The following is a 15194-nucleotide window of genomic DNA, read 5'->3' as shown; positions in this document are numbered from 1 at the left end:
ATGCCCGAAGCGGCCCCATCGGTCCATCGAACGGCTCGCGCGGGGCGCTCAATCGACTTTCAAGTGGGCAGCCCTGATGACTTTCGCGTATTTGGCGATATCGGCAGCCAGCATGGCGCGGAAGGCCTCGGGCGTCTCGGTGACCGTGTCGTCGGTGCCGAGCTTCGCCATCTTGTCCTTCATGTCGGGTGACTTGAGCGCGGCCTGGACCGTTGCGCGAATCTTGCGCACGATCTCGGGCGGGGTTCCAGCGGGCGCGAACATGCCGTACCAGCTGCCCACCTGGTAGCCCTTCAAGCCGGATTCGTCCAGCGTCGGCCCCTTGGGGAGCACCGGGCTGCGCTTGAGCGTGGTCACCGCGATCGCGCGCAGCCGCCCGGCGGCAAGGTAAGGCAGAACGGTCGGCGTGCTGTCGAACGACAGCGGCACGTGACCGGCGATCAGGTCCGCGACCGACTGTCCCGAGCCCTTGTAGGGAACGTGCTGCATGTCGACTCCGGTCATCAGCTTGAAGAGCTCGCCCGCGAGGTGCGGTGGCGTGCCGTTGCCGGCCGAAGGGAACTTGAGCGACGACGCGCGCGAGCCGGCACGCGGCCGATCGAAAGCCCGCGCCTCGAAGTAGAATAGCGCCATGGCCGATCCGCGTTTCGTTCATCTGCGCCTGCACAGCGAATTCTCCGTCGTCGACGGCATCGTGCGGGTGGACGAGGCCGTCGAAAAGGCCGCGGCGGACGCCATGCCGGCGCTGGGCCTGACCGATCTCGCCAACGTGTTCGGCATGATCAAGTTCTATAGCGCCGCACGCGGCGCGGGCGTCAAGCCCATCCTCGGCTGCGACGCGTGGATCGCCAATCCGCAGGACCGGGAAAAGCCGTCGCGGCTTCTGCTCCTGTGTCAATCGCGTGCGGGTTACCTGCGCCTGTCGGAGCTGCTCTCGCGCGCCTATCGCTTCAACCAGAGCCGCGGGCGTGCCGAGATCGATCCATCCTGGCTCGATGCCGCCTCCACGCAGGGCCTCATCTGTCTCTCGGGGGGGCCGTTCGGCGACATCGGCCGGGCGCTCCTGCACGAAAACGAGGAGCAGGCACGGCGCAACGCGCATCACTGGCGCAGCGTATTCCCCAACCGCTTCTACCTGGAGGTGCAGCGCAGCGGCGATCCGCGCATCGATGCGCTGGCGCGCCGCACGCTCCGGTTTGCGTCGAAAGAGGGCCTGCCCGCGGTTGCAACCCATCCCGTGCAGTTCATGCGCCCCGAGGATTTCCGCGCCCATGAGGCGCGGGTATGCATCGCCCAGGGCTACGTGCTGGGCGACTCGCGCCGGCCGAAAGCGTTCACCCCGCAGCAATACTTCAAGACTCAGGCCGAGATGGCCGAGCTCTTCGCCGATGCGCCCGAGCTGCTGGCCAACAGCGTCGAGATTGCCAAGCGCTGCAATCTCGCGATCGAGCTGGGCAAGAGCCGGCTGCCGCAGTTCCCGACCCCGGAGGGCGTGAGCCTCGAAGCGTACCTGCGCGAGCGCGCGCTCGAAGGCTACACTGCGCGTATGCGCAGCCTCTATCCCGATCCGGCCGAGCACGAGCGGGTGGCTGTGCGCTACCGGGAGCGCCTCGAGTTCGAGCTCGGCATGATCGTGAAGATGGGCTTCCCGGGCTATTTCCTGATCGTCGCCGACTTCATCAACTGGGCCAAGTCCAACGGCATTCCGGTCGGTCCGGGACGCGGCTCGGGCGCGGGGTCGCTGGTCGCCTACAGCCTTGGCATCACCGATCTCGATCCCTTGCGCTACGACCTGCTGTTCGAGCGCTTCCTCAACCCCGAGCGGGTATCGATGCCGGATTTCGACATCGACTTCTGCCAGGAAGGCCGCGACCGCGTCATCGAGTACGTGCGCCAGAAGTACGGCGCCGACAGCGTGTCGCAGATCGCGACCTTCGGCACGATGGCCGCGCGCGCGGTGGTGCGCGACGTGGGGCGGGTACTGGACCTCGGCTACAACTTCTGCGATCAGCTCGCGAAGCTGATCCCGTTCCAGCCGGGGAAGAACATCACGCTCGCGATGGCGCGCGAAATGGAGCCGCAGCTTGCCAGCCGCGAGCGTGGCGAAGAGGAAGTGGCGGACCTGCTGGAGCTGGCGGGGACGCTCGAGGGCCTCACGCGCAACGTCGGCATGCACGCGGGCGGTGTGCTGATCGCGCCCGGAAAGCTCACCGACTTCTGTCCCGTCTACACCGCGCAGGGCTCGGAAGCGGTGGTGTCGCAGCTCGACAAGGACGACGTGGAGCAAATCGGGCTGGTGAAGTTCGACTTCCTCGGGCTCACCACGCTCACCATCCTCGACTGGGCGGTGAAGAACGTGCATGCGCTCGCGGCCGCCGGCATTGGCGTTGCGGAAGACGCCAGCTTCGATCTTGCGGCCGTGGCGCTGGACGACGCGGCAGCCTATCGCCTGCTCTCGAGCGGCAATACCACGGCGGTGTTCCAGCTGGAATCGCGCGGCATGCGCGATCTCATCAAGCGCGCGCGGCCCGACCGCTTCGAAGACATCATCGCCCTGGTCGCACTCTACCGGCCGGGGCCGATGGACCTCATTCCGGATTTCATCGACCGCAAGCACGGGTGGCAGAAGGTCGAGTATCTCGATCCGCGCCTGGAAACGATCCTGGGGCCGACCTATGGTGTCATGGTCTACCAGGAGCAGGTGATGCAGATCGCGCAGGTGATCGGCGGCTACACGCTCGGTGGCGCCGATCTGCTGCGCCGCGCGATGGGCAAGAAGAAGCCGGAGGAGATGGCGCAGCAGCGCGACATCTTCATCGAAGGGGCGGTGAAGAACCGGCTCGACGCGGCGCGCGCGAACCAGTTGTTCGACCTGATGGAGAAGTTCGCCGGCTACGGCTTCAACAAGTCGCATGCCGCAGCCTATGCGCTGGTCGCTTACCACACCGCCTACATGAAAGCACACCACCCGGCGGCGTTCATGGCGGCCAACTTGTCGGCGGTGATGGACGACACCGACAAGGTGCGCACGTTCTACGAAGATGCGCGCGACGGCGGGCTCAGCGTGCTGCCGCCGGACGTGAACGCCTCGGACTATCGCTTCGCCCCGGTCGATGCGCGCACGATCCGCTACGGCCTGGGCGCGGTGAAGGGAACGGGCGAAGCCGCCATCGCCAACATCGTCGAAGCACGCGCGCGCGGCGGCACGTTCAACGGGCTGTTCGATTTCTGTAAGCGCGTCGATCGGCGCATCGTCAACCGCCGCGCGATCGAATCGTTGATCCGTGCGGGCGCGTTCGATGCGCTCGGGGCAGAGCGCTCGGCGCTGGCTGCAACCGTGGGACTGGCGATGGACGAGGCCGAGCGGGCGAGCCTCGCGGCCAACCAGGCGAATCTCTTCGGTGCCGAAGATGCGGCCGCCGAGGAGCTGCCGCTGGTCGGGACCGCGCCCTGGGACGAGCGCCGGCGCCTCAAGGAAGAAAAGACGGCGCTCGGCTTCTACCTTTCGGGTCACCCCTTCAATGCCTACCGGCATGAGATCCGGCATTTCATCAAGAGCTCGCTCGCGACCGTGGCGGCCGGCGCCGGGGGCTGGGATGCGGCGCAGAACACGCAGCTTCTAGCCGGCGTGATCGAATCGCTGCGCAGTCAGAACTCGCAGAGCGGGCGTATGATGATCGTGAACCTGAGCGACGGCGAGGCGAAGCTCGAGCTCACCGTCTACAGCGACGTGCTCGATCGCTGCCGCCGCCTGCTGGTCGAGGATGCGCTGATCGTGGTGGAAGCGAAGGTGCGCACGTTCCGGCGCACCAGCAACGGCAATGGTGACGGTAATGGCGCCGAGAGCGCTTCGGTGCGCGTGATCGCCGAGCAGGTGCTGGACCTCGATGCGGCCCGCAACCGCTTTGCGCGCATGATCCGCATCCGCTTGAACGGCGGCTCCAGTGGGCCGAGGCTGCGCGAGCTGCTTGCGCCTTACCGGCCGGGCCCGTGCGCGGTCGCGATCCAGTACACCAACGCCGATGCGAGCTGCGAGATCCAGCTGCCCGAAGAGTGGCGAGTGAGCGCCGCCGACAATCTGGTCCAGTCGCTCGCCGAGTGGGTGAGCCGCCCGAACGTCGAAATCGTCTACGGCTAGCCGCGCCCCGCTGCCTCGCCGGAAGAGACGGCGAGACGCCAGGAAGCGCCGCGCGAAATTCCTTTCCTTGTCAAGGAGGGGCGGGACGCGACAATGTCGCGGACGGGGTGGTTCAGCGCGCGAGCTGCTTCTCGATCGTGCGGATTTCCCGGCGCAGCACCTCGAGCAGTTCGCGCTGGCGGGTCGCGGTCATGCGCGCGGTAATGGCTGAGAGGCTGATCGCGCCGATCGCCCGTGCGTTGGGATCGAAGATGGGCACGCCGATCGCAGTCACGCCCGAGAGCGTGCGCACGTCGTTCAGCACATAGCCCGTCTTGCGCGCGCGCTTCACCATGCTCAGCAGCTCGGTGGCGGTCAGCCGGCCGTAGGCCGGCAGGCGGCTCGCGATGCGTTCGATGGTCCCTTCGACTTCCTCGTCCGGCAACGCGGTCAGGATCGCGAGGCTGCCCGCGCCCACCCCCAGCGGGCGGCGCACGCCCACATCGACCGTGAAGGTCTTGATGGGATAGGCGCCCTCCCGCCGATCGACGCACAGCGCATCATCACCGCTGCGGATGCTGAGAAACGCGGTGTCGCCGGTTTCGGCGGCGATGCGATCGAGCGCATCGCTGCAGACGTCGCGGATGTTGAAGCGCGGCCCCGCCGTGATGCCGAGCTCGAACACGAGCGGCCCGAGGAAATAGCGGCGCGATTGCGGGTCCTGCGATACCAGGTTCTCGGCCGTCAGGCACTTGAGCATGCGATGCACCGTGGGCCGCTGCAGGCCGGAGCTGTGCGCCACGTCGATCAGGCGCATGCCCTGGCGATTGCGCGCCGCCAGCTCGCGCAACAGGCGCGCGGCGCGCTGGATGCTCTGCGTCCCGGCCGGGGAGCGATTGTTGCGTTGAGGGTGGCTCGCACGTGGGAACATCCGAACATCGTCCTTCATTCGTTCACCATATGGAATAAATGTGATATTGGGGGCCGGATCGGAGCAGCCTCGGTGCCGGCAGCTGCGTCCAGTGTCGCTATAGTCGCACAGGCGGAGCGTCGTTTCCAGGCGTTTTCATATCCTGGACTCGAGATGTGCGTGCCAGGGGTTCGGGAACGCGGGCGAGTCGAGCGTGCGGCTCCGGGCGCGGCCGGTCTAGCGATGATGGATGGCGGCGCTGGATGGCGGGAAAGCCGGCAGCTCCGGTGGTCGCTGCTGCCGCCGCGCTGATCCTGCTGCAGCGCTGATCCTGCTGCAGCGCTGCAGCAGGATGATCCCTGCTTTCGCAGATACGCGCCTCGCCGGCGGCGATCACTCGCTGGGGCGCGTCCCGAAATCCTCGAACTCGCCTTGCGCGGGCTCGACTTCCACGCGCTCGACCTGCGCGTTGCGCGGGCCATGGCGGGACCACGCGATCATCTGCGCAACCGCTTCCGGCGTTCCCTGGATCAGCGCTTCGACCTTGCCGTCGACGCGATTGCGCACCCAGCCGCGGATGCCGAGCTCGCCAGCCTTGCGCGCCATGGCGTAGCGAAATCCGACGCCCTGCACGTGGCCGACGATGACGAGATGGCGGGTGTGATCCTGCATGCGTAGCGGCTCGGCTGCGTAGTCGTTGATTATAGCTATCCAGCCGCCAGCCCTTGGTCATGGTTCTCTTCACCATGACCCAGCCCCTTTGCGGGTTTGCGGTATGCGAAGCGCGTTTGCTATTATCAAATTAAACATTTGCGCCGTGCGCTCCAGGCGGTACGCAGATCACACGCCACACTAGCCGGATCACACCGGTCAACAAAACAAACAGCCCGTCGATCTCCCGAGCCAGCCCTCCATGGATCCAACCGCCTTTCCGTCCGTCGAAATCGCGGTCGGGGTCGCGGTGTTCTGGATGCTGGCGGCTGCGCTCAGCCTGTTCCAGTCCGAGCGCCTGCGCCTGGTCGATCGCGTGTTGTTTCCCGCGGCGGCGCTGGCATCGCTGGTACTCGCTGTCGTCGCCGTGTGCGCGATCGCGCAACCCGCGCAGACGCTCGTTCTGCCGCTCGGCCTGCCCGGTCTGCCGTTTCATTTGCGGCTCGATCCCCTGGGCGGGTTCTTCCTCTTCCTCATCGGCATCGGCTCGGCAGGTATCTCCATCTATGCCGCCGGCTACTTCGAGCGCGAAACGCCGCAGCGCCTGCGGCTGATCGGTCTGCAGTACCACGCCTTCCTCGCCGCCATGGCGCTGGTGGTGCTGGCCGACGATGCCTACCTCTTCATGGTGGCCTGGGAGAGCATGGCGATCGCCTCGTACTTTCTCGTGACCACCGACCATCGCCTGCCCGAGATTCGCAGCGCCGGGTTCCTGTATCTGCTGATCGCCCATATCGGCGCCATTGCCCTGCTGCTTTGCTTCGGCATTCTGCAGGGCGGCGGGGGCTTGGACGCGTACACATTCGATGCGTTGCGCCGCGCCGAGCTGACGCCGTTCTGGGCGACGATCGCCTTCGTGCTCGCCTTCGCCGGGTTCGGCGCGAAGGCGGGCATGATGCCGTTGCATGCCTGGCTGCCGGAGGCACATCCCGCGGCGCCTTCCCCGGTGTCGGCGCTGATGAGCGGAATCATGTTGAAGACCGCGATCTACGGCATGGTGCGCGTGTTCTACGATCTGATCGGCAACGTTACCTGGCAGTGGGGCTTGACGGTCGCGATCACCGGCGCGCTCACGGCGATGTTCGGCGTGCTGTACGCATTGATGCAGCACGACCTGAAGCGACTGCTCGCCTATCACTCGGTGGAGAACATCGGCATCATCCTGATCGGCATCGGGCTGTCCATGGTGTTCATCGCCACGGGCCACCCGGAAGCCGGGGCGCTGGGGCTGATCGCGGGCCTGTACCACACGCTCAATCACGCCATCTTCAAGGGGCTGCTGTTCCTCGGTGCGGGCTCGATCCTGCACGCGACGGGACTGCGCGATCTGAACGACATGGGCGGGCTGATCCGGCGCATGCCGGCCACCGCGACCTATTTTCTCGTGGGCGCGCTTGCGATCTCGGCGCTGCCGCCGCTCAACGGCTTCGTATCCGAGTGGCTGACGTATCAGACGGCGCTGCAGGCGGCGCTGCTCAGCGACGGCGTGCTGCGCAGCCTCGTGCCGCTGCTGGCCGCCATGCTCGCGCTCGCCGGTGCGCTGACCGCGATGTGTTTCGTCAAAGTGTATGGCATCGCCTTTCTCGGCCAGCCGCGCGAGCCGCGGCATGTGTCCGACGCGAGCCACCGGGGCGGCGATGCCGGTTTTCACGAGCGCATCGGCATGGCCTGGCTCGCGCTCTGGTGCGTGGTCCTGGGTATTTTTCCGAGCACCGTGGTGGGGCTGCTCGACCGCGTCGCCGTCTCGGTCATGGGCAGCGGCCTGCCGCGGGCGGCGCTCGATTCCGGCTGGCTATGGCTGGTGCCGGCACGGGCCGAGCAGGCGAGCTATTCGCCGGTGATCTTCCTCATCACGATCCTGGTCGTCTTCGGGCTGACGTTCGCCGGCGTGCGCTGGATCTGGCACGGCCGGCTGCGCCGCTCGGCCGCCTGGGATTGCGGCTTCCCCGAACAGAGCGCGCGCATGCAGGATACGGCCGCCGCGTTCGGGCAGCCGATTCGCTGGATCTTCGGCCCGATCTATCGCATTCGGGGCCGCGTTCCCGCGCCGGACGATCCGCAGCCCCGGTTCGAGCTCCAGGTCGAAGACCGCCTTTGGTACGCGCTCTATCTGCCTGTCGCGCGCATGGTGGAGTATGTCTGCGCGCGCGTCGGCTTGCTGCAGCAGGGACGAATCAGCATCTACCTGCTGTACAGCTTCGTCACCCTGATCGCGTTGTTGCTGTTCGTGCGATGATCGATAGCGCCGGCATCGCATTCCAGATCGTCCAGTCGATCTTCGTGGCGGCAACCGCACCGTTGCTGCTCGGTTGGGTCAACCAGTGTCGCGCCTGGCTGCAGAACCGCTCCGGGCCCGGCGTGCTGCAGCCCTACTACGTGCTGCGGCGCTTGTTCCACAAGGAAGCGGTGCTGGCCGAGAACGCCTCGCCGCTGTTCTGGGCGACGCCCTATATCCTGTTCGGCTGCATGTGGCTTGCGGGCGGGATCGTGCCGGTGCTGGCGACCGACCTGCCGTTCGCGCCGGCCGCGGACATCATCGCGCTGGTCGGGCTGTTCGCGCTCGCACGCGTGTTCGTCTCGCTCGCCGCCCTCGATATCGGCACCGCGTTCGGCGGCCTGGGCGCGCGCCGGGAAATGCTGGTGGGGTTCCTGGCCGAGCCGGCGATGCTGATGACGCTTTTCACCGCGGCGTTCATCAGCGGCTCGACCCAGCTCACGACCATCGTGGAATCGCTGGCGCACCGCGAGTACGCCATCCACCCGAGCCTCGCCTTCGCGGCGGTTGCCTTCCTCATGGTGCTGCTGGCGGAGAACGCACGCATTCCGGTGGACAATCCGGCGACCCATCTCGAGCTCACGATGATTCACGAGGCGATGATTCTCGAGTACTCGGCACGCCACCTGGCGCTGATCGAGTGGGCTTCGGCGATCAAGCTCTACGCCTACATGACCATCGGCATCGCGCTGTTCGTGCCGTGGGGAATCGCGGAAGGCAGCGACTGGGGCGCATTGCCGTTCGCGCTGCTGGCGCTGCTGGTCAAGCTGGCGATAGCCGGGGCGGGACTGGCACTGATCGAGACGGTGTCGGCGAAGTTCCGGGTCTTCCGCGCGCCGGAATTTCTCTCCACGGCATTCCTGCTGGCGGTGCTCGGCATGCTGATCCACTTTCTCGTCAGTCCGTGAGATGTCCGCGTCCCTGAGCCAGCAACTGGTGAACCTGCTCGCGGCGACGCTGCTCCTGATCGCGTTCGCCATGCTCTCGCAGCGGCGCGTGCTCTCGCTCATTCGCCTGTTCGCCTGGCAGGGGCTGGCGCTGGCAGCCTCGACCGCGATCGTTGCTCACGGCATGGACCAGCCGCACCTGTACATCTCGGCCGCCATGACGGCGGTCCTGAAGGTGCTGTTCCTGCCGTGGTTCCTGCACAAGCTGATCGACCGGCTGAACGTGCGCTGGGACGTCGAAACGCTCATCAATATTCCGACCACCATGCTGGTGGGCATCGGGCTCGTGATCTTCGCCTTTGCCCTGGCCACCCCGATCTCCGAGATGGCGAGCACCGTCACCCGCTCCACGCTCGGCATCGCGCTGGCGAGCGTGCTGCTGTCGTTCCTGATGATGATCGTGCGGCGCAAGGCCCTGCCGCAGGTGATCGGATTTCTCGCCATGGAGAACGGTTTGTTGTTCACCGCCACCAGCGCCACCTACGGCATGCCGCTGGTGGTGGAGATGGGCGTCGCGCTCGACGTGCTGGTGGGCGCGTTCGTCTTCGGCATCTTCTTTTTTCATATCCGCGAGACGTTCGACTCGCTCGATATTCGCCACATGGAAAAGCTCAAACAGGACTAGCCGCTTGGAAATCCTATGGGTGCTTGCGATTCCGCTCCTCGGCGCGGCCGTGCTGGCGCTGGGCGGCCACCGCCGCTGGGCGGCGGAGGTCAACAGCGTCTTCAGCCTCGCGACATTCGTCGCCTCGGCGCTGCTGGTGGCGCGGGTCGTCGAGAGCGGGCCGGCAACCGCGTTCAACGAACAGTTCTTCGTCGACCCGTTCAACGTCTTCCTGGTTGCGCTGACCGCGCTGGTCGCGTTCACTACCGCGCTGTTCAGCGGCCCCTACATGCGCATCGAGCAGGCTCATGGGCGCGTGACGGCGGCTCGGTTGCGGTTGTATCACTGCGCCTACCAGCTGTTCACGTTCACGATGCTGGTATCGCTCTTGACCAACAACGTCGGCATTCTATGGGTCGCCATGGAGGGCGCGACGCTCTCCACTGTGCTGCTGGTGAGCCTGTATCGCACGCCCGAGAGTCTGGAGGCGGCCTGGAAGTACTTCATTCTTTGCGGCGTGGGCATCGCGCAGGCGCTGTTCGGCACCATCCTGCTGTACTTCGCCGCCGAGAAGGTGCTCGGAGGAGGCACGATCTCGCTGCTGTGGACGCATCTGTACGAGGTGCGCCATCAGCTCGAGCCGACGGTGCTCTCGCTCGCCTTCGTCTTCCTGCTGGTGGGCTACGGCACCAAGGTGGGCCTCGTTCCCCTGCACAACTGGCTGCCCGACGCCCACGCCGAGGGCCCGACGCCGATTTCGGCGGTGCTGTCGGGGCTGCTGCTCAATGTCGCCTTGTATGCCGTGGTGCGCAGCAAGGTGCTGGTCGACGGGGCGCTTGGCAGCAACTTTTCCGGCGGTCTCATGATGGGCTTCGGCTTGCTCTCGGTGGTGGTCGCGGCGCTGTTCCTCTCGCGCCAGCGCGACATCAAGCGCATGTTCGCCTATTCCTCGATCGAGCATATGGGCATCATCACGTTTGCCTTCGGCATGGGCGGGACCGTGGCGGCGTTCGCCGGCCTGCTGCACATGACGGTGCACTCGCTCACCAAATCGGCGATATTCTTTACCGTCGGCCATGCCACGCAGAAAACGGGCACGCAGAACATGGCCGATATCCGCGGGCTCATCGAGCGCAATCCCACCATCGGCTGGGGCCTGATGCTCGGCACGCTCGCGATCCTGGGCGTGCCGCCGTTCGGCGTGTTCGCCTCCGAGTTCATGATCCTCACGACCGCCATGCACGAACACTCGTGGTCCACGCCGTTCTTGTTGTTCGCGCTTGGCGTGGCGTTCGCCGCCGTGTTCAGCAAAGTGCAGCCGATGGTGTTCGGCGAAACGACCGCGAAGCGCCTGCCGCATCAGCCCGCGTTGCTGCCGGTATTCGTGCATCTCGCCCTGGTGCTGTTGCTGGGGCTCTACATTCCGCCGTACCTGGAGCAGTGGTATCGCCAGGCGGCAGCGTTGATCGGCTAGACCCATGACGGGCACGATGACCGCCGCAAGCGATCTGGCGATCCAGCCCCTTCCCGGGGTGGTGAGCGCCCGGTTCGCGCACGTTTCGGCGGCCCAGCTGCGCGCGGCGTGCGACCGCGCCAAGTCCGACGGTGGCCGTCTCGTGGCGCTGTGGGGTTGTGACGATACCGACCTCGGGCGAGGCTTTGCGCTCAACGTCGCGCTCGCGGTCCGCGAAAGTCTGCTCTGCTTGCGCTTGCCGCTACCGGCCGAGCATCCACATTACTCCAGCATCGCGGATCTGTTTCCGGCTGCGACCCGCATGCAGAGGGCGGCCTACGACCTGCTCGGCCTGCATGCCGACGGCAGTCCCGATTCGCGCAAATGGCTGCGTCACGGTGCGTGGCCGGATGGAACGTTTCCGCTGCGCAAGAGCTTCCCGATCGACGCGGCGCTCGATCCCGCCGACGATCACTATCCGTTCGTTCGCGTCGAGGGCGAGGGCGTGCACGAGATTGCGGTCGGTCCGGTGCATGCCGGAACCATCGAGCCGGGACACTTCCGCTTCTCGATCGTGGGCGAAGCCGTGCTGCGCCTCGAGCAGCGCCTGGGTTACAAGCACAAGGGCATCGAGAAGCGCGCCGAAGGCATGTCGCTCGAGCAATGCGCGCGGCTTGCGGGGCGCGTGAGCGGCGATTCGACCGTGGCCTACGCGTGGGCGTACGCGCAGGCGGCCGAGAGCCTCGCCGGCGTGCAGGTGCCGGCGCGGGCGGTATGGCTGCGTGCCATCGCGCTGGAGATCGAGCGCGTGCACAATCACCTGGGCGACCTCGGCTACCTGGGCAACGACGTCGCGCTCGCGTTCGGTTTCTTCCAGTTCTGGCGCCTGAAGGAGCTGGTGCTGCGCCTGAACGCGGCCCTGTTCGGACATCGCTATCTCATGGACTACGTCGTGCCGGGCGGGGTGGCGCGCGACCTGCCGCTCGAAGGTCCGCAGCAGCTGTTCGAGCTGGCGGCAACGATCGAGTCGGAAGTGAGCGTCCTGCGCGGCATCTACGACGAGCACGCCGGCGCGCAGGATCGCTTCATCGGCGCCGGCCGCGTGGCGCCCGAGCTGGCGCAACGGCTCGGTCTCTGCGGCCTTCCCGGCCGGGCCAGCGGGCTCGCCTGGGACCTGCGCGTCGATCATCCGGTCGCACCCTACGACGAGCTCGAGGTGCGCATGGCGATCCACGACCAAGGCGATGTCGCGGCGCGCGTGTCGGTGCGCTTCGACGAGGTGTTCGAATCGTTGCGCCTTATCCGCGCAATGCTCGGTCGGGCGAGTGCGGGAGCGGTGCACGAACCCGTGCCGGCTGCGCCGGACGGCGGATTCGGCATAGGGCTCGTCGAGGGCTGGCGCGGCGAGGTCCTGGTGGCGCTCGAAACCGGCGCCGGCGGGTGCGTGCGGCGCATGCATCCGCACGATCCGTCGTGGCAGAACTGGCCATTGCTCGAGCGGGCCGTGATCGACAACATCGTCCCCGACTTTCCGCTCATCAACAAATCATTCAATTTAAGCTATAGCGGACACGATTTGTGAGTGAAAGGTGAGCTGCGCAGCCAACACATGTATACCCTGCTGAAACAAATCGCCAAGGTCGGCATCGTCTCCGAAGCCCCGCCCGAAGCCGACGAATCGCTTCGGGTCGTGCGCCAGCGGCTGGACGACGCCGTCCTGAAGCAGTTCGGCCGCTCGCTCGCCATCCGGCACGTCGATCCGGGCTCGTGCAACGGCTGCGAGCTCGAGATCCACATGGCGCAGGCGGCGCACTACAACCTGGAGGGGCTCGGCATCAAGTTCGTCGCAAGCCCGCGCCACGCCGACATGCTCCTGGTCACCGGCCCCGTTTCGCGTCACATGGCGGTCGCATTGCGGCGCACCTACGATGCGATGCCCGATCCCAAGCTGGTGGTCGCGATCGGCGACTGCGGTTCCTGCGGGGGCGGGATCTTCGGCCAGAGCTACGCGAGTTGCGGTGCGGTTTCGAGCGTGATCCCGGTCGATGTCGCAGTGCCGGGATGCCCGCCCACGCCGCTGGCCATCCTGCAGGGCATCCTCACCGCGATTCAGCGCTGAATCGCGCTCGGCGCCGCGCCGCAAGCGACGCGACAGCAGAGCTTTCCCAAGTCGCGCGTACGTCCAGGCCCTGATCTATCCAGGGTAGTGGATGCGTTATGGTCAACCGGTTAATACTGAACTCGCGCGGAGGCAAAGAAAAATGGACTTCAACGCTTTCAATGCGTCGCTGCAAACCTCTCTCGGCACCCACATTCCGCAAATCCTCGGCGCGATCGCGATACTCGTGCTGGGCTGGATCGTCGCGGTCCTGGCGCGCGCCGGCATGCGGCGGGTGCTCCATCTGCTGAGGGTGGACACCCGCATCGCGGAGAGCACCGGCACTCACGTCAGCACCGAGAGCGCGCTCGCCTCGGCCGTGTTCTGGCTGGTCATGGGTCATGCTGGCGACGGTGATCGCGGCGCTGAACGCGCTCGACCTGACGATGCTGTCGAACCCGTTCGCGCTGATGATGAGCGACATCATCGGTTATCTGCCGCATTTGCTGGCGGGTGCGGTGTTGTGCGTCATCGCCTGGCTGGTGGCGACGGTGCTGCGCTCGGTCGCCACCCGGGCGCTGGCCATGACTTCCGTGGACGAACGCCTGAGCGCTGCCGCAGACATGGCGCCCGTGAGTCAACGCGCGGGCAACGTGCTGTTCTGGCTGGTGGTGCTCATGTTCCTGCCCGCCATCCTGAGCGCGTTCCAGTTGCACGGCGTGCTCGGTCCGGTGCAGATCATGTTCGGCGAATTCCTGGCCATGCTGCCGGACCTGTTCGGTGCTGCCTTGATCGCCTTCGTCGGCTATGTCGTGGCTCGAGTGCTGCGAGCGCTGACCACCAATCTGCTGGCGGCGGCCGGACTCGACAACGTCAACCAGCGGGTCGGTCTCGACAGCTCGCTCAAGCTCTCACAGCTGGTCGGAACGATCGTGTTCATCGTCGTGTTCGTGCCTTCGCTGATCGCCGCGCTCGATGCAGCGCGGATCGACGCCATCGCTCGGCCGGCCACGCTGATGCTGCAACGGATGATCGAGGCGATCCCGCACCTCATCGCCGCGACGGCCATCATCCTGGTGGCCTGGTATGTCGCGCGCTTCGTCGCCGGGCTGATCGCGCGGCTGCTGGAAAGCGCCGGGGTGGATGCCTTGCCCGCCAAGCTCGGCGTCGAGCACGCCTTGTCCGGGGCCACCCGCCCGTCGCGTCTGGCGAGCACGCTCGTGATGTTCTTCGCGATGCTGTTCGCTGTGGTCGAGGCCGCCAACCAGCTGGGGTTCACCCAGGTGCGCGAGGTCGTCACCGGCTTCCTGCGTTTCGCTGGCGACGTCGTCCTCGGCGCGGTCATCCTGACGATCGGCTTCTGGCTCGCCAACGTCGCGCATGCCGCCATCAACAAGGCGAGCGGGCCGCACACGACGGGCCTCGCGAACATCGCCCGGATCGCGATCCTCGGACTGGTGATCGCGATGGGTTTGCGCGCGATGGGGATCGCCAACGAGATCGTCCAGCTCGCTTTTGCGTTCACGCTCGGGGCGGTGGCGGTGGCGGTCGCCCTGGCGTTCGGCCTGGGCGGACGCGAAGCCGCCGGCAAGCTCACGCAGCACTGGGTCGATCAGTGGCGCAACCGCACGGCGTCGTAGGACAACCTCTTGTGGAGCGCGGGACTCACCGCAAGGTCGATGGTGTTGAGCAGCACCGTGTACCCGTCTGGTGTTGCCTTCGCCACGATTCCTGTGCCCACCGTGCTGCCGCCGCCGGGCCGGTTATCGACGACGATGATCGTGCCCAGCGCCGTGCTGAGGCTGTCAGCCAACAAGCGCCCAACGATGTCGGTGCCCCCGCCAGGTGCAAATGGCACCACCATTCGGATCGAGCGATTCGGATAACTGCTCTGTGCGGCGGCGAAACAAGGCACCAACGCAAGCACGCCAACCACGGTCGCAGCACGGATGAAACGATGGGTGGGAATCACGCTCGCTCCTCCTCGATTTGCGCGTAAGCTGGATTGTCTCGAGAGGCGGGCATGCCTGCTGGCCGGGGCAAAACAGGCGCACATGCCGTCCGACTCGGTGCTTCGAC

General features: G+C 66.4%; 11 protein-coding genes and 1 pseudogene. 8 read left to right on the top strand and 4 right to left on the bottom strand.

The features are described 5' to 3' along the window. Positions 1–48: 48 nt before the first annotated feature. Entirely contained in the window at positions 49–633 is a 585-nt protein-coding gene (locus tag GEV05_14065) for a hypothetical protein (protein ID MPZ44499.1), read from the bottom strand. Between GEV05_14065 and dnaE the strand changes: the two genes are divergently transcribed. Continuing rightward, positions 632–4138 carry a DNA polymerase III subunit alpha gene (gene dnaE / locus GEV05_14060; protein ID MPZ44498.1) on the top strand — a complete coding sequence of 1169 codons (3507 nt, stop codon included), beginning with the start codon at positions 632–634 and terminating at the stop codon, positions 4136–4138. The two genes, GEV05_14065 and dnaE, sit on opposite strands and share 2 nt — an antisense overlap. 112 nt (positions 4139–4250) lie before the next feature. Here the strand turns inward: dnaE and GEV05_14055 are convergent, their stop codons facing one another. Together GEV05_14055 and GEV05_14050 are read right to left on the bottom strand one after the other, a co-directional pair. After that, positions 4251–5048, bottom strand: a complete 798-nt coding sequence (locus GEV05_14055) for a helix-turn-helix domain-containing protein (protein ID MPZ44497.1) — start codon at positions 5046–5048, stop codon at positions 4251–4253. 372 nt (positions 5049–5420) lie between these two features. After that, positions 5421–5699 (bottom strand): acylphosphatase, encoded by a 279-nt coding sequence (locus GEV05_14050; protein MPZ44496.1) that lies wholly within the window; start codon positions 5697–5699, stop codon positions 5421–5423. Between the two features lie 241 nt (positions 5700–5940). Here GEV05_14050 and hyfB point away from each other — a divergent pair, with 241 nt between their 5' ends. The 7 genes and pseudogenes from hyfB (at position 5941) to GEV05_14015 (ending at position 14755) form a co-directional block, all read left to right on the top strand. After that, positions 5941–7974, top strand: a complete 2034-nt coding sequence (hyfB, locus tag GEV05_14045; protein MPZ44495.1) for a hydrogenase 4 subunit B — start codon at positions 5941–5943, stop codon at positions 7972–7974. After that, a complete protein-coding gene (locus tag GEV05_14040; GenBank protein ID MPZ44494.1) occupies positions 7971–8921 on the top strand; it encodes a formate hydrogenlyase in 951 nt (316 codons plus the stop codon). Before hyfB ends, GEV05_14040 begins: the two co-directional genes overlap by 4 nt. Position 8922: 1 nt before the next feature. Further along, positions 8923–9585, top strand: coding sequence for a formate hydrogenlyase (locus tag GEV05_14035; protein ID MPZ44493.1), 663 nt, complete (start codon positions 8923–8925; stop codon positions 9583–9585). 4 nt (positions 9586–9589) lie between these two features. Beyond that, positions 9590–11038, top strand: a complete 1449-nt coding sequence (locus tag GEV05_14030) for a hydrogenase 4 subunit F (protein ID MPZ44492.1) — start codon at positions 9590–9592, stop codon at positions 11036–11038. Between the two features lie 16 nt (positions 11039–11054). After that, positions 11055–12599 (top strand): Ni,Fe-hydrogenase III large subunit, encoded by a 1545-nt coding sequence (locus tag GEV05_14025; protein MPZ44491.1) that lies wholly within the window; start codon positions 11055–11057, stop codon positions 12597–12599. A gap of 27 nt (positions 12600–12626) precedes the next feature. Continuing rightward, entirely contained in the window at positions 12627–13136 is a 510-nt protein-coding gene (gene nuoB, locus GEV05_14020; protein ID MPZ44490.1) for an NADH-quinone oxidoreductase subunit NuoB, read from the top strand. Between the two features lie 142 nt (positions 13137–13278). Beyond that, positions 13279–14755 (top strand): annotated as a pseudogene (locus tag GEV05_14015) (mechanosensitive ion channel). Here GEV05_14015 and GEV05_14010 read toward each other — a convergent pair. Next, complete coding sequence (locus GEV05_14010; protein ID MPZ44489.1) at positions 14728–15171, bottom strand: hypothetical protein; 444 nt, start codon at positions 15169–15171, stop codon at positions 14728–14730. The pseudogene GEV05_14015 and the gene GEV05_14010 overlap by 28 nt on opposite strands. Between the last annotated feature and the right edge of the window lie 23 nt (positions 15172–15194).

This window comes from Betaproteobacteria bacterium, from assembly GCA_009377585.1.
GTDB lineage: Bacteria > Pseudomonadota > Gammaproteobacteria > Burkholderiales > WYBJ01 > WYBJ01.
Note: the sequence above shows the minus strand (reverse complement) of the source record. Positions and strands in the feature narration are given on the sequence as shown.